Origin of the sequence: Arthrobacter sp. EpRS71, assembly GCF_001512285.1 — a bacterium.
Taxonomy (GTDB): domain Bacteria; phylum Actinomycetota; class Actinomycetes; order Actinomycetales; family Micrococcaceae; genus Arthrobacter.
In genome coordinates, this window is the sequence record NZ_LNUV01000004.1 from 200873 (window position 1) to 219131 (window position 18259).

The 18259-nt window shown below is 57.9% G+C and carries 28 protein-coding genes and 1 pseudogene; 18 read left to right on the forward strand and 11 right to left on the reverse strand.

The window, feature by feature from the left end; all coding sequences use genetic code 11:
• Positions 1-77 precede the first annotated feature (77 nt).
• The 18 genes and pseudogenes from AR689_RS08275 to AR689_RS08355 all read left to right on the forward strand — a co-directional run bounded on the left by AR689_RS08275 (position 78) and on the right by AR689_RS08355 (position 12463).
• The gene (locus AR689_RS08275; RefSeq protein ID WP_062069655.1) at positions 78-1160 is read left to right on the forward strand and encodes an amidohydrolase family protein; all 1083 of its coding nucleotides are present in this window, start codon (positions 78-80) and stop codon (positions 1158-1160) included.
• 78 nt (positions 1161-1238) lie between these two features.
• Positions 1239-2111 (forward strand): VOC family protein, encoded by an 873-nt coding sequence (locus AR689_RS08280; protein ID WP_062068979.1) that lies wholly within the window; start codon positions 1239-1241, stop codon positions 2109-2111.
• 108 nt (positions 2112-2219) lie between these two features.
• Positions 2220-2672, forward strand: coding sequence for a hypothetical protein (locus AR689_RS08285; RefSeq protein ID WP_062068981.1), 453 nt, complete (start codon positions 2220-2222; stop codon positions 2670-2672).
• A gap of 235 nt (positions 2673-2907) precedes the next feature.
• Complete coding sequence (gene rpsP, locus AR689_RS08290; RefSeq protein ID WP_024817151.1) at positions 2908-3330, forward strand: 30S ribosomal protein S16; 423 nt, start codon at positions 2908-2910, stop codon at positions 3328-3330.
• A 1-nt stretch (position 3331) separates the two neighbouring features.
• Positions 3332-3574, forward strand: a complete 243-nt coding sequence (locus AR689_RS08295) for an RNA-binding protein (RefSeq protein ID WP_011775119.1) — start codon at positions 3332-3334, stop codon at positions 3572-3574.
• 129 nt (positions 3575-3703) lie between these two features.
• Positions 3704-4258, forward strand: coding sequence for a ribosome maturation factor RimM (rimM, locus tag AR689_RS08300; protein ID WP_062068983.1), 555 nt, complete (start codon positions 3704-3706; stop codon positions 4256-4258).
• Positions 4259-5059, forward strand: a complete 801-nt coding sequence (trmD, locus tag AR689_RS08305; RefSeq protein WP_062068985.1) for a tRNA (guanosine(37)-N1)-methyltransferase TrmD — start codon at positions 4259-4261, stop codon at positions 5057-5059.
• A 254-nt stretch (positions 5060-5313) separates the two neighbouring features.
• Complete coding sequence (gene rplS / locus AR689_RS08310) at positions 5314-5667, forward strand: 50S ribosomal protein L19 (RefSeq protein ID WP_014922079.1); 354 nt, start codon at positions 5314-5316, stop codon at positions 5665-5667.
• An 80-nt stretch (positions 5668-5747) separates the two neighbouring features.
• Positions 5748-6425, forward strand: coding sequence for a signal peptidase I (gene lepB / locus AR689_RS08315; RefSeq protein ID WP_062068987.1), 678 nt, complete (start codon positions 5748-5750; stop codon positions 6423-6425).
• Entirely contained in the window at positions 6426-7253 is an 828-nt protein-coding gene (gene lepB / locus AR689_RS08320; RefSeq protein WP_062068989.1) for a signal peptidase I, read from the forward strand. It abuts the gene before it with no gap.
• A 16-nt stretch (positions 7254-7269) separates the two neighbouring features.
• The gene (rnhB, locus tag AR689_RS08325) at positions 7270-8064 is read left to right on the forward strand and encodes a ribonuclease HII (protein WP_062068991.1); all 795 of its coding nucleotides are present in this window, start codon (positions 7270-7272) and stop codon (positions 8062-8064) included.
• A 66-nt stretch (positions 8065-8130) separates the two neighbouring features.
• On the forward strand, positions 8131-8475 hold the full coding sequence (locus AR689_RS08330; RefSeq protein ID WP_018776202.1) for a DUF2469 domain-containing protein: 345 nt from the start codon (positions 8131-8133) through the stop codon (positions 8473-8475).
• A gap of 116 nt (positions 8476-8591) precedes the next feature.
• Positions 8592-8957 carry a YraN family protein gene (locus tag AR689_RS08335; protein WP_082697871.1) on the forward strand — a complete coding sequence of 122 codons (366 nt, stop codon included), beginning with the start codon at positions 8592-8594 and terminating at the stop codon, positions 8955-8957.
• Positions 8957-9895: pseudogene (locus AR689_RS08340) on the forward strand (YifB family Mg chelatase-like AAA ATPase); the annotation flags it as partial. The gene AR689_RS08335 and the pseudogene AR689_RS08340, both read left to right, overlap by 1 nt.
• Before the next feature lie 192 nt (positions 9896-10087).
• A complete protein-coding gene (locus AR689_RS08345) occupies positions 10088-10480 on the forward strand; it encodes a hypothetical protein (RefSeq protein WP_231745470.1) in 393 nt (130 codons plus the stop codon).
• Between the two features lie 14 nt (positions 10481-10494).
• A complete protein-coding gene (locus AR689_RS22985) occupies positions 10495-10647 on the forward strand; it encodes a hypothetical protein (RefSeq protein ID WP_156424552.1) in 153 nt (50 codons plus the stop codon).
• A 288-nt stretch (positions 10648-10935) separates the two neighbouring features.
• Positions 10936-11256, forward strand: coding sequence for a hypothetical protein (locus AR689_RS08350; protein ID WP_062068997.1), 321 nt, complete (start codon positions 10936-10938; stop codon positions 11254-11256).
• Positions 11257-11419: 163 nt separating this feature from the next.
• Positions 11420-12463, forward strand: a complete 1044-nt coding sequence (locus AR689_RS08355) for a macrolide 2'-phosphotransferase (protein WP_502686010.1) — start codon at positions 11420-11422, stop codon at positions 12461-12463.
• 15 nt (positions 12464-12478) lie between these two features.
• Here the strand turns inward: AR689_RS08355 and AR689_RS08360 are convergent, their stop codons facing one another.
• The 11 genes from AR689_RS08360 to AR689_RS22665 all read right to left on the reverse strand — a co-directional run bounded on the left by AR689_RS08360 (position 12479) and on the right by AR689_RS22665 (position 18021).
• On the reverse strand, positions 12479-12961 hold the full coding sequence (locus AR689_RS08360; RefSeq protein WP_062068999.1) for a DUF3846 domain-containing protein: 483 nt from the start codon (positions 12959-12961) through the stop codon (positions 12479-12481).
• 64 nt (positions 12962-13025) lie between these two features.
• The gene (locus AR689_RS22990; RefSeq protein ID WP_156424553.1) at positions 13026-13220 is read right to left on the reverse strand and encodes a hypothetical protein; all 195 of its coding nucleotides are present in this window, start codon (positions 13218-13220) and stop codon (positions 13026-13028) included.
• Positions 13221-13987: 767 nt separating this feature from the next.
• The gene (locus tag AR689_RS08370) at positions 13988-14320 is read right to left on the reverse strand and encodes a hypothetical protein (RefSeq protein ID WP_062069003.1); all 333 of its coding nucleotides are present in this window, start codon (positions 14318-14320) and stop codon (positions 13988-13990) included.
• Positions 14317-14619 carry a hypothetical protein gene (locus AR689_RS22995; RefSeq protein WP_156424554.1) on the reverse strand — a complete coding sequence of 101 codons (303 nt, stop codon included), beginning with the start codon at positions 14617-14619 and terminating at the stop codon, positions 14317-14319. Before AR689_RS22995 ends, AR689_RS08370 begins: the two co-directional genes overlap by 4 nt.
• A complete protein-coding gene (locus AR689_RS08375; RefSeq protein WP_062069005.1) occupies positions 14612-15397 on the reverse strand; it encodes an ArdC-like ssDNA-binding domain-containing protein in 786 nt (261 codons plus the stop codon). The genes AR689_RS22995 and AR689_RS08375 overlap by 8 nt, the downstream gene beginning before the upstream one ends.
• On the reverse strand, positions 15390-15887 hold the full coding sequence (locus tag AR689_RS08380) for a WhiB family transcriptional regulator (protein WP_062069007.1): 498 nt from the start codon (positions 15885-15887) through the stop codon (positions 15390-15392). The genes AR689_RS08375 and AR689_RS08380 overlap by 8 nt, the downstream gene beginning before the upstream one ends.
• Positions 15877-16098 carry a hypothetical protein gene (locus AR689_RS08385; RefSeq protein WP_062069009.1) on the reverse strand — a complete coding sequence of 74 codons (222 nt, stop codon included), beginning with the start codon at positions 16096-16098 and terminating at the stop codon, positions 15877-15879. Before AR689_RS08385 ends, AR689_RS08380 begins: the two co-directional genes overlap by 11 nt.
• On the reverse strand, positions 16095-16313 hold the full coding sequence (locus AR689_RS08390; protein ID WP_062069011.1) for a helix-turn-helix domain-containing protein: 219 nt from the start codon (positions 16311-16313) through the stop codon (positions 16095-16097). Before AR689_RS08390 ends, AR689_RS08385 begins: the two co-directional genes overlap by 4 nt.
• 83 nt (positions 16314-16396) lie before the next feature.
• Positions 16397-16777 carry a YopX family protein gene (locus tag AR689_RS08395; RefSeq protein ID WP_062069013.1) on the reverse strand — a complete coding sequence of 127 codons (381 nt, stop codon included), beginning with the start codon at positions 16775-16777 and terminating at the stop codon, positions 16397-16399.
• Between the two features lie 271 nt (positions 16778-17048).
• The gene (locus AR689_RS08400) at positions 17049-17714 is read right to left on the reverse strand and encodes a DUF6745 domain-containing protein (RefSeq protein WP_062069015.1); all 666 of its coding nucleotides are present in this window, start codon (positions 17712-17714) and stop codon (positions 17049-17051) included.
• Positions 17701-18021: a DUF8820 family protein gene (locus AR689_RS22665; RefSeq protein WP_156424556.1), complete on the reverse strand. Its 321-nt coding sequence runs from the start codon at positions 18019-18021 to the stop codon at positions 17701-17703. The genes AR689_RS08400 and AR689_RS22665 overlap by 14 nt, the downstream gene beginning before the upstream one ends.
• Between the last annotated feature and the right edge of the window lie 238 nt (positions 18022-18259).

An 18259-nucleotide genomic window follows, 5' to 3' on the forward strand; every position in this document is an offset into this window, starting at 1 on the left:
CTACCACAGCTCCGAACAGCGGCCCAGTCACATGCATGCAGCGGGCCCTGCAGCGCTACCCCAGCTACGCTTTTGCCATGGCCACCATCATCGAATTCATTGGACCTGTGCTCGTCTCGGCGAACGAGGAGCGTGAAGGGATGTGGTCCGTGGATGGAGTTGTGACCTTCCAGCGCCCCACGGTCACGCCGGACGTTGTGTTGGAGGGGTGGGTTCTGCCTGGTTTGGTGGATGCCCACTGCCACATCGGGCTAGGGGCTGGCGGAGCGGTTGATGAGCACGCCACCCTGGCTCAGGCCCAAGCGGACCGTAACGCCGGAACGCTGCTGATCCGCGATTGCGGATCGCCCAGCGACACGCGCTGGGTCCAACAGCGAACTGACCTGCCCCGACTCATCCGTTCAGGCCGGCATATTGCCAGGAGCCGGCGCTACCTCCGCGGCCTGGGCCACGAGATTGAACCGGAGCAGCTGGTGGAGACCGTCCGAAAGGAAGCAAGGGACGGTGATGGCTGGGTAAAGCTGGTGGGCGACTGGATAGATCGTGGCGTTGGCGATCTCGCCGCATCGTTTCCTGCAAAGACCGTGAGGGACGCCATCTCGGCCGCGCATGATGAAGGTGCCCGGGTGACGGCTCATTGCTTCGCCGAGGACACCATCGACGACATGCTCGATGCCAACATCGATTGCATCGAGCACGCCACCGGCCTCTTGCCTCGGCACATTCCGCGGTTGCTGGAGCAGTCAGTCCCTATTGTGCCCACCTTGGTCAACATCGCGACGTTCCCGGATATCGCCGCGCAGGCCGGGCCAAAGTTCCCCGGGTACGCAGCCCATATGACACGTCTGTGGGAGCGCCGGCGGGAGCGGGTGCTGGAAGCATTCGAGGCAGGCGTTGCGATCTATGCCGGGACCGACGCGGGCAGCGTCATCAAACACGGCAGGATTGCGGACGAAATGATGGAGCTGCACGACGCCGGTATGCCGCCTGTCGCTGTCCTGGACGCCGCAGCGTGGGGTGCCCGGGCATGGCTGGGAGTCCAGGGCATCAGCGAGGGTGCCCGGGCCGACGTCGTGTTGTGCAGGGACGACCCGCGGCTTCGCCTGGCCACGGTCACTGATCTGAAGCACATTGTCCTTGGAGGATGTGTCGTCCGTTAGGAATAAATTGAAGCTTCAAGTAATTTATAGAGGTAGAAGGAAGCCGATGCGCGGCCACCTCAGAACCGGGAGCTTCACATGACCATCTCAATCAGTCAGGATCTTCTGCCTGCCGAACTCACCATGGGCACCGTCATGCTCAAGGTTGGCGACATGAAGGTTATGAGCGACTACTACCAGCGCGCTTTGGGCCTGGAGGTGGTTGCCGAGCAGGATGGCGGGCTGTATCTGGGGCGAGTCGGAAAGCCAGTGGTCCACCTTGCTCCCGCGGCGGGGCTGCAGATTCCAGGGCGGGGCGAGGCCGGCTTGTTTCACACGGCCATCCTGTTCGAAGACCAGCCTTCATTGGCCGCCACCATTGCCACCGCCGCCGAGTATGAACCCCGCGCTTTTGCGGGCAGCGCCGATCACCTGGTCAGCGAGGCGTTCTACTTCACCGACCCCGAGGGCAACGGCATTGAGCTCTACTACGACAAGCCCCGCGAGCTGTGGCAGTGGGACGGCAAGAACGTGGTCATGGACAATGTGGCCCTCCCACCCCAGCGGTTCCTGCAGCAGCACCTGAGTGAAGCTGCCGTGACAGGGCAGCTCGAGGCCGCTGCCGGCATCGGGCACGTTCACTTGCAGGTGGGCGATGTGCAGACGGCGCAAAAGTTTTACGTGGAGACACTCGGATTCGAGCGGACCGCGGGGTGGCATGGACAGGCGCTGTTCGTGTCCGCAGGCGGTTATCACCATCACATGGCCATGAACGTCTGGAACAGTCGCGGAGCCGGGCCCCGAAAGGACACCCTGGGCCTGGGCGAGGTGCTGATCGAAGTCCCCGGCCATGACCATGTCGGAGCACTGGCCGACCGCCTCAAGGTTGCAGGGGTGCAGCATCATCACACCGGGGCAGAGCTGCACTTTGAGGACCCTTGGCGGAACAAGCTGCGGGTCGCGGTCCGTTAAAAGCTGCGCCTGTCCGGTTGCCCGCCCGCCCGCTGCGCTGCACTAGGCTGGGTAGAGACGGCGCGGAGCCTATCGGATTCCGTGCCGCCGCCCCGTCAGCACGAAGGAATGAGAGCACTTTCCATGGGCTTTGCCGAAATCTTTGTAGCCACCCACGATGAAGCACTCAAGCGGGCAGCAGCCTTGGACAAGGGGGCCGATGTGACCGGCCCGGCCGTCCGGATTGACGGCATTACCGACTTTGAAGTCGAACAGTTGGGCGATCTTGCCGGACAAGCCGTTCACGCCGCCGGGGCTGACTATGAGCTTGCCCTGGTTGATGTCACCAGTGATGCCCTCCTGGGCGTCCCGGAGGCCATGGTTCGGGCCCTGGCCGAGCTTCTCACGTATGAGAGCGAGGGCGACGCGAACGTTCTCGACGACGTCGCTGCCGCCTGGGCCGCGCAGGACGATATGCCGTTCGATGCCGCGAAATCGCGCCAGTATGTCCAGCAGTTGGCTGCCCTCGCAACGGACGTTGAGAAGGCGGAGCGCGCCGGGCTGTACGTCTGGTCCGAATGACGGCTTGGTTCGCTTGAGCCTCAGTACTAAACCGGGGGAGTGGGGAAGATCACGCCCACCCGCGTAGTCGAAGTCGTATTTATTCCGGGCATCTGGCACAATAGACAGGTACTCGATCGGTGCGGCCCCTCTCTCCGTGCTCGTATCTTGTCCTTCGAACCGTCAAGTATGGCCCGCCCCACGGGTGCAGAACGTCGGGTTCAACCTCGTTTCAGAAACAGGAGTGACCACAAAAGTGGCCGTAAAGATTCGCCTTAAGCGCTTCGGTAAGATGCGCGCACCGTACTACCGCATCGTCGTCATGGATGCCCGCGCCAAGCGCGATGGCCGTGCCATTGAAGAAATCGGCAAGTACCACCCCACTGAAGAGCCGTCGTACATCGAGGTCGCTTCCGAGCGTGCCCAGTACTGGCTTTCCGTTGGTGCCCAGCCGACCGAGCAGGTTGCCGCGATCCTCAAGATCACCGGTGACTGGCAGAAGTTCAAGGGCCTCCCGGGCCAGGAAGGCACCCTGAAGACCAAAGCTCCGAAGGAAGCTTTCGTAGCGCCGGAGAAGGGTTCCGTCATCATTCCGGAAGCCATCACCAAGAAGGCCAAGAAGGACGAAGCTGCTGAGGCTCCGGCCGAGGCTGAAGCAGAGACCACCGAGGCTGAGTAAGTTGCTGGCAGAAGCGCTCGAGCACTTGGTCCGTGGGATCGTTGACAGCCCTGAGGATGTCAAGGTCAGTGCCAAGAACAACCGCCGCGGGGAATCCCTCGAGGTGCGTGTTCACCAGGAGGACCTCGGACGGGTGATCGGCCGTCAGGGACGCACCGCACGCGCACTGCGCACTGTGGTTGCAGCTTTGGCTGGTGGCGAGCAGGTCAGGGTCGACGTCGTCGACACCGACCGTCGCCGGTAACGCGCTCAGCACTACTTGTCTTAGATCCGGCCCCTTCACCGAATATGGTGGAGGGGCCGGATTGCTTTATCCACCATTTCATCACCGTGGCTGCCCGGCGGCGCGGTACATAAGAATTCAGAGGAATCCATGCAGCTCCAGGTGGCCCGGATCGGCAAACCGCACGGTATTCGCGGCGAGGTAACGGTGCAGGTACTCACCGACGCGCCTTCCGAGCGATTCATCGCTGGAACCGAGTTTGTGGTGGAGCCGGCTTCGGCCGGCCCGCTGACCATCCGCAGTGCCCGGTGGAACAAGGACATCCTCCTGCTGGGCTTCGAGGAAATCGCAGACCGTAACGCCGCCGAGGTCATCCGGGGAGCGAAGCTCTTCATCGAAACCGCGGAACTCGACGACGAAGACGACGACGAAGGCTGGTACGAGCACGAGCTGGTGGGTCTGGAGGCCCGGGTTGGTTCGCAGGTAGTGGGCACAGTCGCCGCGCTCACAACCTTGCCCGTCCAGGACCTCCTGACGGTCAAGGCTCCCGACGGCAAGGAAATCCTCGTTCCCTTCGTTGAAGAAATCGTTCCGGAGGTCAACATTGAGGATGGCTACATCCTGATCACTCCGCCGTCGGGCCTCTTCGAGATCAACGACGAGAACCCCAAGGATCCCAAGGGTGGCGCCGGGGATGATGCCTGAATGAGGATCGATGTTGTCAGTATCTTTCCTGAGTACCTCGCTCCGCTGGAGTTATCACTCATAGGCAAGGCCCGCCAGGACGGATTGCTGGAACTGAACGTCCACGATCTGCGCTCCTTCACCACGGACAAACACCGCACGGTGGATGACACCCCCTATGGTGGCGGCGCCGGAATGGTCATGAAACCAGAACCCTGGGCGCAAGCCCTGGAATCGGTCGCGGCGGCCCGCGAAGGATCCAAGCCGATTCTGATCGTTCCTTCGCCGGCGGGGGAGAAGTTCAACCAGGCCCTGGCGTACGAGCTGGCCGAGGAAGATCAACTCGTCTTCGCCTGCGGCCGGTACGAAGGCATTGACGAGCGCGTCATTGACTGGGCGCAGGATCATTTCACGGTCCGGCCCGTCAGCCTCGGCGACTACGTCCTCAATGGCGGTGAGGTGGCTGTGTTGGCCATGGTCGAAGCGATCGGGCGCCTCCTTCCCGGTGTGGTTGGCAACCCGGAATCCTTGGTTGAAGAGTCACACTCGGATGGCCTTTTGGAGTATCCCGTGTACACCAAGCCCTCAGCGTGGCGGGACCACGACGTCCCTCCCATCCTCCTCAGCGGCAACCACGGCAAGATTGCCCAGTGGCGGCGCCACGAGCAGTTCCGCCGGACGGCTGAACGCAGGCCGGATCTTATGGAAGGTTTCGACGCCGGTGTGTTGAGTCGCGCTGACCGGCAGGCCCTCGCGGACCTCGGCTACGACGTCGTTGATGGTCGCCTTCGTGCCCGGCCCGGCGGCAAGGCCGAAAACTAAGGTCACTTCCCGCCGTCGAACGTTGCGGTTGGCCGGATGGTGGCGACTATGGCAGAATTAACCCTTGTGTCTGCTGGGCTGACACCTGCCACAGGGGGAGTTCAGCCAACAGTCGGACAACCCGGCGATGCCAATCAGTGGCAGAGCTGGACACTAAGAAACTTCGGCGGAGATTTTCGGATGGCCTTCGTGCCCCGGGCTTGTCTGCCGTAACCCAAAGTGAATGACCTGTGGCGTTCACCAGGAGTGGATTAATGCATATCCTCGATAGCGTAGATGCAGCCTCGCTGCGTAACGATGTTCCGGAGTTCCGCGCGGGCGACACCCTCAAGGTTCACGTCAACATCATCGAAGGCAAGAACTCCCGTGTCCAGGTATTCCAGGGCTTCGTCCTGGGCCGCCAGGGTGACGGCGTTCGCGAAACCTTCACCGTGCGCAAGGTTTCCTTCGGTGTCGGCGTAGAGCGTACCTTCCCGGTGCACTCCCCGATCATCGACAAGATCGAGGTCGTCACCAAGGGTGACGTCCGCCGCGCCAAGCTTTACTACATGCGCGCACTGCGCGGTAAGGCTGCGAAGATCAAGGAAAAGCGCGACTTCGCCAAGTAAGTCTTCCGACTTACATAACGGGTCCAGGATTCGTGCCCGGTTGTTCCGGAGCAATCCGCAACGCAACAGGGATACGAGCCATGGACACATCAGAACGCCAGCCCCGGAAACAGGGCTGGCGTTTTGTTTTGCTCGCACTGGTGCTGGCCGTTGCGATCAGCGGCCTCGTCCGGTCCTTGTGGCTCGACGTTTACTACATTCCCTCCGAGTCCATGGAACCCCTTCTTGAAGAAGGGGACCGGATCCTCGTCTCTCGGACAGCCTTCGCCTCTGAACCGATCCGCCGCGGGGACATTGTGGTTTTCGACGGCCGCGGTTCCTTCGATCCCCTAAGCAGCGGACAAGGGCCTTTTGTTGATTCGGTGTCCGCCGCCAGCCAATGGTTCGGGCTCACCGGCAGCGACACCACGTACGTCAAGCGTGTCATAGGGGTGGGGGGCGATCACGTCCAGTGCTGCGACACGGCAGGGCACCTCACGGTGAACGGTCAGGTTCTTGAGGAACCCTACCTTTATCCGGGGGACGAACCCAGCAAACAGAAATTCGATGTGGTGGTTCCTGATGGCCGCCTCTGGCTTATGGGTGATCACCGTTCGCGTTCTGCTGATTCGCGTGGGCTTCTGGGCGCCCCTGGCGGCGGCATGGTGCCCGTTGAGCGCGTTATAGGCCAACCGGTCCGGATCGTCTGGCCACTTGATAGATTTGCAGAAATACCTCGCTCAGCGCAGGCCGAAACACCACCGAAGAACGGACAGTAAATGCCGGACAAAGCTCCAGAGAACCCCGAGCGGTACCACGATGGCGCCCGGCTCTCGGATGGAACGGCCAGTGCCGCCGGCATGGCTGATCCCCGCCCGGTTGACGGCTCACCGTCCGAGGGCGGATCCCACGCAGCTGAGAAACCCCGTACAAACCCGGTGCTTGTATGGGTCAAGGAGATCGTCACCGTGGTGGCGATTGCGCTGGTGTTGTCCTTCCTCCTCAAGACTTTCCTGTTCAGGGCGTTCTACATTCCGTCCGAGTCCATGGAAAGCACCCTGGACGTCAACGATCGCATCTTCATCAATCTCCTGGTGCCCGGCCCCTTCGACCTCGAGCGCGGGGATGTTGTGGTCTTCAGGGATGCCCAGGCGTGGCTGCCGCCAGTGGCGACGAAGCCGGCTGGACCCATGGACTGGGTGGGAGACGGGTTGGAGTTCGTTGGTTTGGCTCCTGATAACAATGATCAGCACCTGGTTAAGCGCATCATCGGCCTCCCGGGGGACAGGGTTTCCTGCTGTGATGCAGAGGGCCGTCTTTCCATCAACGGCGTGCCGGTGAACGAGAGTTACATCAACCCGGCCGAGGTGCCGCAGCCGAAGACCTTCGATATTGTTGTTCCGGAAGGAAAGGTGTGGGTGATGGGAGATAACCGCAACCACTCCGAAGATTCCCGGATGCACCAGGAAGTCAACGGCGGTTTCATCAACATCGAGGATGTTGAAGGCAAAGCCACCGTCATTGCGTGGCCCATTAACCGATGGACCATCCTGGATAACTATCAGGACGTTTTCCGTGACGTCCCTGAAGGTACCCCGGCTAAGTAAGGCACCTGGAAAAGTAATGGCATCCATGGCTACCAGTTCCAAGGGGAAAGCTCCGGCCAAAACTCCTGCCAAGGCTGCGGCGAAGGCCTCGGCCAAGACGCAGGCTAAAACCACCAAAAAGGCCAAGAGCCCCGTGGGATTCCCAACCCTGGACATCGAGCGGTCCTACTTGTCATCCGGCGTGCGCTTACTTGCCGGAGTGGATGAGGTTGGGCGGGGGGCCCTGGCCGGACCGGTCAGTGTTGGCATTGCTGTGGTGAACCTGGAAGAGCACGGTCTGCTGGCTGATGTCAGGGACAGCAAGCTGCTCAAGCCCGAGGACCGGGACAGGCTTGAGCCCCTTGTTCGAGAGTGGGCTGTGGCCTCCGCCGTCGGGCACGCGTCATCCCGTGAGATTGACGAAATCGGCATCATCGCCGCCCTACGGCTGGCCGGAACCCGTGCTTGGTTTGACATCCTTGAAGGCGGCATCACTCCGGACATTGTGCTGTTGGACGGCAGCCACAATTGGCTCTCGCCGGACGTTCAGGCCTCACTCTTCGACAGTCCCGACCCCGGCCCGTGGTGCGAGGCGCCAGTGCATACCAGGATCAAAGCGGATATGAGTTGTCTCAGTGTTGCCGCCGCCAGTGTCCTGGCCAAAGTTGCCCGCGACCGGATTATGGTGGACCTGCATTCGGAGATTCCCTCCTATGGCTGGAACGTCAATAAGGGTTACGCCACTTCCGCTCACCGTGATGTCATTCGCTCGCAAGGCCCCAGTGTCCATCACCGGACAAGCTGGAACCTCACCGGTCCTGATCTGGCCTGATGCCTCAGACCCACGCTGCCACCCCATGTGGCGCGGGCTGCCCGGCTGATAGTGCAAGATGGAACTATGAGCGCCGAGGACCTTGAGAACTATGAAACCGACATGGAGCTTCAGCTCTACCGCGAGTACCGGGATGTTGTCGGTCTGTTCAGCTACGTAGTGGAAACCGAGCGGCGTTTCTATCTGGCCAACCACGTGGACCTGCAGGCCCGCAGTGCGGACGGCGAAGTCTACTTTGACCTCACCTTGCAGGATGCCTGGGTCTGGGACGTCTACCGTTCTGCGCGTTTCGTGAAGAATGTCCGGGTGATCACGTTCAAGGACGTCAACGTAGAGGAACTGCCGCGGAGCGAGGACCTCGCTCTGCCGAAGGATGGCGGCCTTGGCGATCTGGGAGATCTGGGCAACTAATGCCTGCCTTTCCTGGTTCAGTATTCCTCCACAGTCCTGACTTCTGCAGGGTTACCCACATAGTGCATTGACCCCCTGCCGCCGCTCCCCGCCAGTCTGAAAACTGGTGTTTGGAGGTGGTGGTCATGAGAGCAAAAGACCTGCTTGGCCGCAACGGTGAAGCACTGGCGGCCGATTTTCTGGAAAACCAGGGAATGCGGATCGTCGATCGCAATTGGCGGTGCCCGGACGGTGAGATCGACATCGTGGCGATCGAGGGCGACGTCGTGGTCGTTGCCGAAGTAAAGACCCGGAAGAGCCTGGATTACGGTCATCCTTTTGAGGCGGTGGGTGCAGCCAAGCTCGCGCGTCTTCATCGTTTGTCGTCGTGGTGGTGCCGCGAGCACGATCTTGCTGCACTGCGCACGCGGATCGATGTTGTTTCCGTCATTGACAGCGGCGTCGGTGAGCCGCAACTTGAGCATTTGCGCGGTGTCGGCTGATGGGGGTCGGGCGCAGCTACTGTGTCGCCTTGGTGGGGCTTAACGGTTACATCGTGGAGGTGGAAGCTGACATTGGCCAAACGCTTCCGAACTTCGTCATCCTGGGGTTACCCGATGCCGCCCTGAATGAGGCTAAAGAGCGCATTCGCTCGGCCGCCCAAAACTCGGGAATTCCCCTGAGCAGGCGCAAGATCACGGCCAATCTCATTCCAGCATCCCTTCCGAAGCGGGGCTCTGGGTTTGATCTCGCCATCACTATGGCGGTGCTCCGTGCTGCCGACGACATCCGCGAAATTGGCGGAACCGTGTTTATTGCGGAACTCGGGCTTGATGGACGATTGAGGCCGGTACGGGGCATCCTGCCTGCTGTTATGGCGGCTGTTCAGGCGGGATACCCGGACGTCGTGGTGGCTGACGCCAACGTTGAGGAAGCCTCGCTGGTCCCGGGAGCGAAGGTTCGCGGTTACAAGACCCTGGCCCGGCTTGCTTTTGACTTTGGGGCGGACCCCAAAGAGCTCGCTCTCGACTACAACCCTGTGGACATCGATGTTCCTGAGGATGACGCGGATAACGCACCGTTAATGCCGGATCTCTGTGACGTCTCGGGGCAAGGTGAGGCCCGCCGTGCCTTGGAGGTAGCCGCTGCCGGCGGCCACCACATGTTGCTGACAGGGCCCCCTGGGGCAGGTAAGACGATGTTGGCGGAGCGTTTGCCAGGCTTGCTCCCGGACTTGGCCGACACAGCAGCCATGGAGGTGACCGCCATCCACTCGCTGGCCGCCGTCCAGTCGACAGCTGTGAGGCTCATCCGCAGGCCTCCCTTTGAAAATCCCCACCACAGTGCCACCTCTGCCGCCATCATTGGCGGAGGCTCGGGACTTCCCAGACCCGGGGCCGCGTCGCGTGCACATCGAGGCGTCTTGTTCCTTGACGAAGCAACGATACGCCAAAACACTCTCCGCTTATAGCAGACGAACACCCCTATTTATAGCGAGATCAAACTACTAATTACATGACAGAATTGATAATTCTCTTGTCGCGGAATTGTCAATTGACAGCCTCGATAGTTCTACTAAAGACTGGACATACTCAGGCCGAGTAATCGGTTCGTACTCGTTAGAGGGGGCAATGTGGGTTTGTTCGCACCAGCCGGTGAAATAGGTACCTTTCAATCCCAGCACTCATTACAAGACACTCAAACTCTGGTCCTTATGGGCGTGCAGGAGCAGCTGACGAATGGGAACGACTTCGCCGTCCGCCCCCTCGGCATCCAAGATGCTATTTATGTCACGGAGTACAATCCGGGACGCATCACTGTTGCAGCAGGAAATACCACTCGACTTCTGTATACCTTCAATGTGGACTTCCAGGAGATCGACAACATGACCCACGGGCGGGTCTATTTTGATCGCTCGCACCGCAAGATCTTCCAGTGGGTCGGCAATGCCATGCAGATGATCTATGGCGTGGAGCGTCAGCTGCGGTCTGCTTCAGTCAAAGTCGGACGCTGGAAGAACTTCTAGAAGAGGAGATAGAAATGGCAACAAACGAGGAATACGACCGTGTCCTTCTCAAAGCCGAGATGGGAGGCCTGTCCAAGTTGAACCAGCAGGAGCTCGATCTGCTGAAGAGGATGTACAAAGAGATGGGTGCCCGTGGAAACCGGGCACGAAAGGTCATTGACGGTTAAGAGCCACTTGATCGAAGATTTTACTAGGGTCCGTCGTACACGCGGCGGCCCTAGTTCTTTGTTGTCTAGACGGACAACAATGGAGCGACAAGACTTAGCGCATTGCCTGACACTCGAAGAGAGACACCACTTGCGGCGGTAGATTTCTTCAGATATACAGCGAGATCAAAGTCATTCATTCATCATCTATTTTACCAATAATCTTATTGACAATAAATAGCATTCCCTCATAATCAGCGGCAGTAGTGATCGAATCAGTCGATTACTTGTACCTAGCCCTTAGAGGGGGTGAACAAGATGGGATACGTCTCCAAGCGAACTTCTGACATCAGTGGGGAGATCGTCGCTGAAGAAGCTGTCATTACCGTGGTTGTCCGCAGCCTGGGGAAGCTCTTCGACGCAACAGCCGAAGAACTGACTCCGCTCAAGCGCGTCACCAACGTTGTCGAGTTGGAACTGCGTCATCCTGACGGGAGCTCGGAAGAGATCATCGTCACTAAGGCTGACTTCGAGAAGGTGGTAACACCTGAAGTTCTGGCCAACGCGGATTCGATCCGTGGTCGTCGTAACGGGTATCGCCCACAAGGCACTGAACAAGAACGGTTGTGATCCAGCATCTTCATGCAGGCGCATGAGTAACTCATCAAATACGGGCAGGTAGGGATTCGAGCTTTGACTCTCCCTACCTGCCCTTTTTCATGTCTTTTTCGCGGCCTCGTAGGGCTCGCCGTCCCCGGACGCATGTTTGGAGAGGTATTCAATCTACTCTGGGATGGTGAGAAGAACCCCCATTGAACTAGCAGCTATTGCAACTGCGGCAGTGCCTGGACTGACCCTGACCGCTGCTGGCTCTGCCCCTGATGATTCCGCTGACTTTGATTGCGCTCTGCTAGTGGACACTGAGGGTAAGCGATGGCGGGTGCGCTCACCTCTGCATGACGAGGCCAGTGCGCGCATGGAGACTGAGGTCTCCGTGCTGAAGGCCTTCACTCCCGCGATTCGAGCGAATCTTCCGTTTCTTATTCCGACTGCCGTTGGAAGCGTGAAGCTGGGTGACCTGAGCACTTTCGTTTACTCCCACGTGCCAGGCGCTACACGAAGCCTTGAAGAACTAACGACTGGATCTCAGGGACTTGCTCGTGAGCTCGGCACGGTAATGGCCGCCATACACGACCTTCCGAGGTCCCTTGTTAGCGATGCAGACCTGCCGGTCTACACGCACCACGAGGTCCGACAGCGCAGACTGAACGAACTCGATCAGGCCGCCACCACTGGAATGATTCCTTCTTCCCTGCTGCGCAGGTGGGAGCACGCGATGGAGGATGTGTCTTTGTGGCACTTCAATCCCAGTGTGATCCACGGTGACCTGCACGAAGGGCATGTGTTGGTAGACGGGGAACGAGTTACTGGCGTTACCGATTGGACTGAACTGGGAATCGGTGACCCTGCCGGTGACTTCGCTTGGTTGATCGCGTCCAATGAGCAGGACTTCGTAGATGCTGTTCTAGAGAGCTACGCGGTAAGCCGACGAGATGCGCCCGATGACTATCTGCTCAAACGAGCTGCTCTGTTGGCTGAGTTCGCCTTGGCTCAATACATGGTGAAGTGCCTTGCATCCAACATTCCATCCATGATTCACGAGGCCGAGGGCATGCTTCAGGCCTTGGCTGACGACATCCGGGAGCAAGAGGCGGTCCCAGACGTCGAGGAACCAACGGAAGAGCCCTTGGCGCCTGTAACAGTGTTGCCCGTACCTGCGGTCGTAGTGTCGGCTGTTCCAGACATTGAAGATGGAAAAACCCCTTCACCGAAGTAAAGGGGTAGTCCACGATTATCCGGCCACCACGCGTACGTGGTTGACCAGGGCGTTCTTCTCTGCGTAGCGCAGGACTGTGTTGTAGGCAGTGATCCAGTCCGTAAAGACTTTGTCGTGCTGCCTCCACATCATGTCGTCTATCGGCTGCATCTGCACCCTGAAGTGTTTAGCTTCTAGAAGCAGGTGCCGATAGAAATACGGGACATCCTGAGTCACGCCGTCATCATTGGGAACGCCGATGAGTACAGCGTCACCGAGGATCGGAGCTGCTGAACGGTAGCGGGTGAGCCCGACCCACAAGATCAGGGATGCTCGCCGGTTGACCGGCACATCCATGAGCACGCCCTCTTCATTGACGAAGATGGTTGCTTCGGGCCGTTCAATGGTCATCGGTTCGATCAATCCACCGACGGCTTCTTGAAGGGGCCTGAGCCCGTCCAGCTGTTTCAACTCAAGCGGCTTGTCCATGTCTACTGGGATCAAGATTCCAAGAGGCACTGCACTCACTTCCTTATCGTGGAGGTTCAGTGCAGCCCGTTGGCTGCACAGTCACGTCTGCGATTTAGAAGATGGGACTTCCCCCGGTGAGGTACTCATCGATGAGCTTGCGGGCTTCCTGGAAGCCAACGGCGAATTCTGCCTTGTAGCCACGGTCCCTGAGTCGTTGCAACATAATGGCTTGTTCTTCTAGATGCTCGTCCTTGCGGAGTGTGCCGTCCTGCTTGTAGATGACGGTGCCTTCGCGCTTCAGTTCCATGTACAGTCCTGGGTAATCGCCGTAGAGGACGTGCGCAGGCTCGGCAATCTGAATGTCTGGCCAAGCCCGACTTGCCTGAAGCTTCTTGTGAAGAACTGCCTGGGGCATCGATAACTTGAGGCCGGCTGCAAAGTCAGTGCGAAAGAGAGCGCGGGGGTATCGGACTTTGAGATACTCCGCTACTTGTTGGTGGAGCATTGCCTCAGAGTTGAACTTGATTGGTCTACGCTGTCTCATCACCGCCCTCAGATGGACCTTGTTGCACGGCCCTGATCCCAAGAATGCGTTTTATGTCCGCCACACGTCCTTCGGCCCGTTCCAGCTCTTGCTGGAGCCAGTGGACATCGCGCACGTTCTCAAGCTTGGGGAGTGGCAGGTAGATGACCTCGGCTTTACGCATCCATTTGGTACTCGTTTAGGGTTATTTCTCTAGCCTGGTCCCATCGCTGTGTTTCATCGCAGACACACAGCCACAGGACGAGGCTCATCTCCGTTGGGTTGGCGTCTAAGGACACCTCGGGGTTTCTAGCTGCCACCATGACCGCACCGGCAGTAGAGATGAGCGATGTTCGAGTGGAGAGGTTGCCGCTGGTTGCACCCAGATCGGTCTGACACGTTGGTCCTAAGAGAACTTAGACGGGCAACTCTTCTAACTCTGTTTCTTCTTCGCTTTGATACGAGCCTCAGATGCCTGATAGCGATCATCTGACTCTTGGCGCTCGTAGTAGATTCTGATTCGTTCTAAACTGTTCATCCTCTGCCCGTTATTATGACGATTCGTTCTGATTATTCAAGTCAGTTTTTCGGATCAAATAGACGTTGCCTTCGTCGTCGCATCCAACTGACTCGATGTCACGCAGGGATAGGCGCTTCATTGTCTCCAGCTTCGATGTAAGGCCGTCCGGGGTCTGGACATAGATGGCTGTCACGTCCTGACCGAAGATGTGCTGTTGGCAGAACTCGACTGCTTCACGTACTTCAACGGGATCGAAGAGGTTGATGCGACCGAGGATGGCGTGTACGGGCTGGCCACCATGTTCTAGGAGCTCTCTCAGCTGGTCGTTCAAATTGTCATGGCTCTCGGGGAGGCGTTCGCTCATCTATGATCTCCTTCCGTTTCTTTTGCTTGGGCTTGAAGTTCGGCTTTTTTCCAGTCAACGTGACTATGGATTGTTGATTTGTTTGACGCCTTGAATCCACAGTTGCATTTATACCCAACCTCAAAGCCGTTTGCGTCACGTCCAAATCCACCAGCGTACCAATGTCCTTTATTGCGCTCATCTATCCTCGCTTGATTGCACTGCTGGGCGATATACTCTTCAAGCTCCCTGCGTGTGCTGTTGGTCAAGTATTCATCGCAGAGTATTTTGTCCAGTTCGCTTTTATCTGTATTACTCATCACTCGCCTCTCTTTCTGGCCTACCTGCCTTAATGATTCGATCCGCGGTGCTGAACACGCTCCGGATGCTCTTCTCGTCTGGCTGCTCACCTCGGAGCCAGGTCTGGATGTAGTGCCGGCTCTCGTCGGCATCAAACTGATCGCTCGCACCGAGCTCGTTCATGATCAGGTAGGCAGAGCCCTCAGCTTCGAACTCGTACAGGCCACGGTGAAGTGAGTACTCCTGAAGCCGTTCTTCGGTGGTGTGTCCGTGAACGATATGGCTCAGCTCGTGCTGCATTGTCTTGAATGGATAGGCAGCCACAGGATTGACGGCGAACTCACGTGCACGGCTATAGCCTTGGGCGTTGCCATCCATCGTCTCGAACGCAGTCTCCTGGATAGCCAGGGCACCCAGAGCGCGTTCTTTGCTCCACGTAGGCGGCTCGTACTCCGGTAGATCCTCGCCTTCAGTGTCTGAGACACCGAACATGCAGTTGACCAACCTAAAGCCAGAGAGCCGCTTCTCTTCGTCACCGTTGTCTTTGGTTTCCTTGCGGAACATAGGGACGTAGATCGCTTTGGCCTTGCTGCCCTTCTTGACCTGCCGGTCTAGCGCTAGCCAACCCTTGTACGTCTCCTGGGGCTCGATGATGCGACTCTGCATCATGAGAAGCGCCTGATTACCCAAGCTCAGTGTGCGGAAGCGTGAGTACGTCTGTCCGCTCTCGCCGGGGAGGGTAAGTGCGGTCTCTAACAGCTCAGACCATTCGGGGTGAGTTGTCAGTCGTTCACCCACGGCTCATGCCCTCCACGATCTGGCTGTGCAAGAGTGCGATGTCCGCGATAGCCAGGTTCAGTGTTCGGTACTTGCCTTGCTTCACGTCCAGGAAGACGCTGTAGACCCGCTCTTCAAACGACAGCTCTTGAATCTCCCGATACTCAGCTGCATCCTCGGCTGCGGGTGATGACTGGTAGAAGTCAGGGATTTCTGGACGATTGAGCTTTGGGGGATTAGGGCGAAGACCTTTGTCGTATGCGTCCCACTCTTTAGCAATGCGGATAGCGCTGGCAGTCATACCGCCGACGACACCGCGATCTGGGTAGGTGCGGCTGAGTGCTGACTCCAAGCACTGAGGCTGGATGACGCAGCGTGCACAGATGGCCTTGGCTGTCTTAGCTAGGAAGGGGTCTGTGTGGGCGTTCGCTTCGAAGTACTTCTCTGCGATCCCTGGAGCGAGCTCAGTGCAGGCTCCGCCTGTGAGGTCGGGATACTTATCAAGACTCATCACCGGCCTCTTGCGTAAACACCTCAACGGTCTCGTGGCCGTAGTCCTGCGACCATCGCCAAGCGAGTCCGCCGAGTGCGAGACGCCGGTTCAGCTCCACTGCTTCGTCGTCATAGTCGAAGTCTGGTGCCTTGTTGATTCGATCAATCAGCTCATCGTCAGTGAGGTGCTGGAACTTCTCTTCAATCTGTTTGGATAGTCGTTCTTTCATGCTGCTTTTTCCTGGTCATCCCTGTGACCCTTATATGTAAATCTCCAAAGCCCATCCTTGATGTGTTCAGACACGATCTCGTATCCTTCATGGCGTAGGTCGTGAATCCTGGCTCCGTACCTGAAACAGATCCGGTTCAGCTCACGGTTGGTGGCGCTGCCTTTGGTCTTGAGTAATTTCAGGAGGCGGGATGTCTGGGTAAGTGACTCAGACATCCCAGCCACACCTTCCTGGCGCACCGTTGCACGGCCAGTTGGCCTGCTGTCGTGGGCACTTACCGATCAGGTGAAGGAAGCGCCTAAACATTGCGAGGCTCCAGCAGTTCGGGGTTCTCGTAGATGTTGCCAACGACTTCGCTGTCGGTCATGCGTGAGTAGCGATTATCAGCTTCGCAAAAGTCGGTCGTGAAAGTGCCGAAGAAGAAGTTGACTGGCGCTACTCGCTGTTGCGACTTATCCCAGCCGTCAAGCAAGACGTCCCCTTCATAGATCTCCACACCGTTCTTGTCTTTGAGGCCGGTGTATTGACCAACAGTTTCTGGTCTCACGCTTCTCGCAATGGTGTCGCCATCTTCGTCTGAGTAGCGGATGTAGCAAAGAGGGTCGTCTGTTTTCCCTTTCAATAGGTCGCCGCATCGCCACTCGCTACCGTTTTGCGCTCTGAACTTTATCTCTCTCATTCTGTTGTTCCTTGACGGCCTAACCGTCCTTACGTTGTCTGACTGTGGATAACTCACTGTCCTGGCGTCCTTACCCGAACATTTGACGAATCAACCGGTTTGGTTGCCTGATAACGAGCGACACAATGATCTGCCCGTACTTGCAATACTTTTGGTGCTCTTGATTTTCTGCACCGTGATGGTTCGCTATGTTTTTCGGCGTCTGACCCCTGTTGGCTGCGTCGATTTATACGTCACACAATCTCCATTGCAGGGAGCACACCATCGCGAACTAGCGTTCTACGACTGGCTCGAAGTCTTTAGCCTCAAAACCGAATGTCCAGGCCCTCGCCTCGCGCGCCGTCATTGTTGCAGGCGGAACGCGTAGAAAATACTGTCGTTCGGTCGATGGATCTTTGACGTGGACAAGAACGATATCTTCATCGTTTTCCTGTTTGATCCGTAGCAAACGACCGTCAGTTGATTCATCAAGCAGTTCTGCGCGATCAATAATCTTGTCGTAACCAATGAGCTCTATGACGGCACGCCGGATCTCAGCATTCGGCAAGCTCAAGACAGCTTCGGCGTTTACGGTGCTGCCCTGGAGAACGTCGAAAAGCGTGTCAGTGACCTCGATCAGCTCCGTGACGGTCGGCTCGACTTCCGAGTAGTTACCCTCCTTTAGCACGATGGACTCGGTAAGGGGCCACTGCTTGTCTGCGGTTGGCGCTTCAGGTCCGTTGCAGGAGCAGCCTCCTTGTTCACAAGTAATTAGCTGCCCGTCACGGTTGACACCTATGTCCATCTGACCCCAGTCATAGCCACTATCGCCGTTGCTACTAGCAATCCAGAATTCGTCGCCAATGGAACCTGTGTTCAGCTCGGAAAATTTCTTGCTGATAGTTCGCAGTTTCTCCCGGGTCTCTATAGGAACTGAGATGAGCTTAGTCTCTGACATATACGATCCTTTCTGGCGTGTACTCACGCTGCCTTACTACTGCATAGAATCCCTTCGGCAGTTCGATGACTCCGTGTTCCTCGTGATCGAGGTTTGCTTTGGTGTTTACTTCGAAATATCCCATGCCTTGCTCGACCGAGTCATTCGATCGATAAAGCGTGAAGTCGCCAATCAGTTTGTGATTGTGCCCAGTTGCTTCACCGCGAAGCAGGGTTACTTCGTTGTCGTCCACGAACTGTTTAACCAGTCGTAGATTGGGGCGAATTGTCGTGTGGACGAGCAAATCGCCATGTCTATACATCTTCATTTAGACATCCTTTCGTTTATAATCGTTCTTATATATGCCAAGACGCCACTACGATCTCGATGAAGTCTGCGCCCTTGCCGAAGCCGGCAAGACTGCTAGTGAGATCGTGGAAGAGCTTGGGCTTAGTGTGGGGGAGCGAGCGGTCCAGAAGGCCGTGAATAAATTCCTCGGTCCTCGTCCGCAACGGGCTCCCGCAATGTCTGGTGATCGTCTGCGCCGACGTGTGGTGGCCTATATG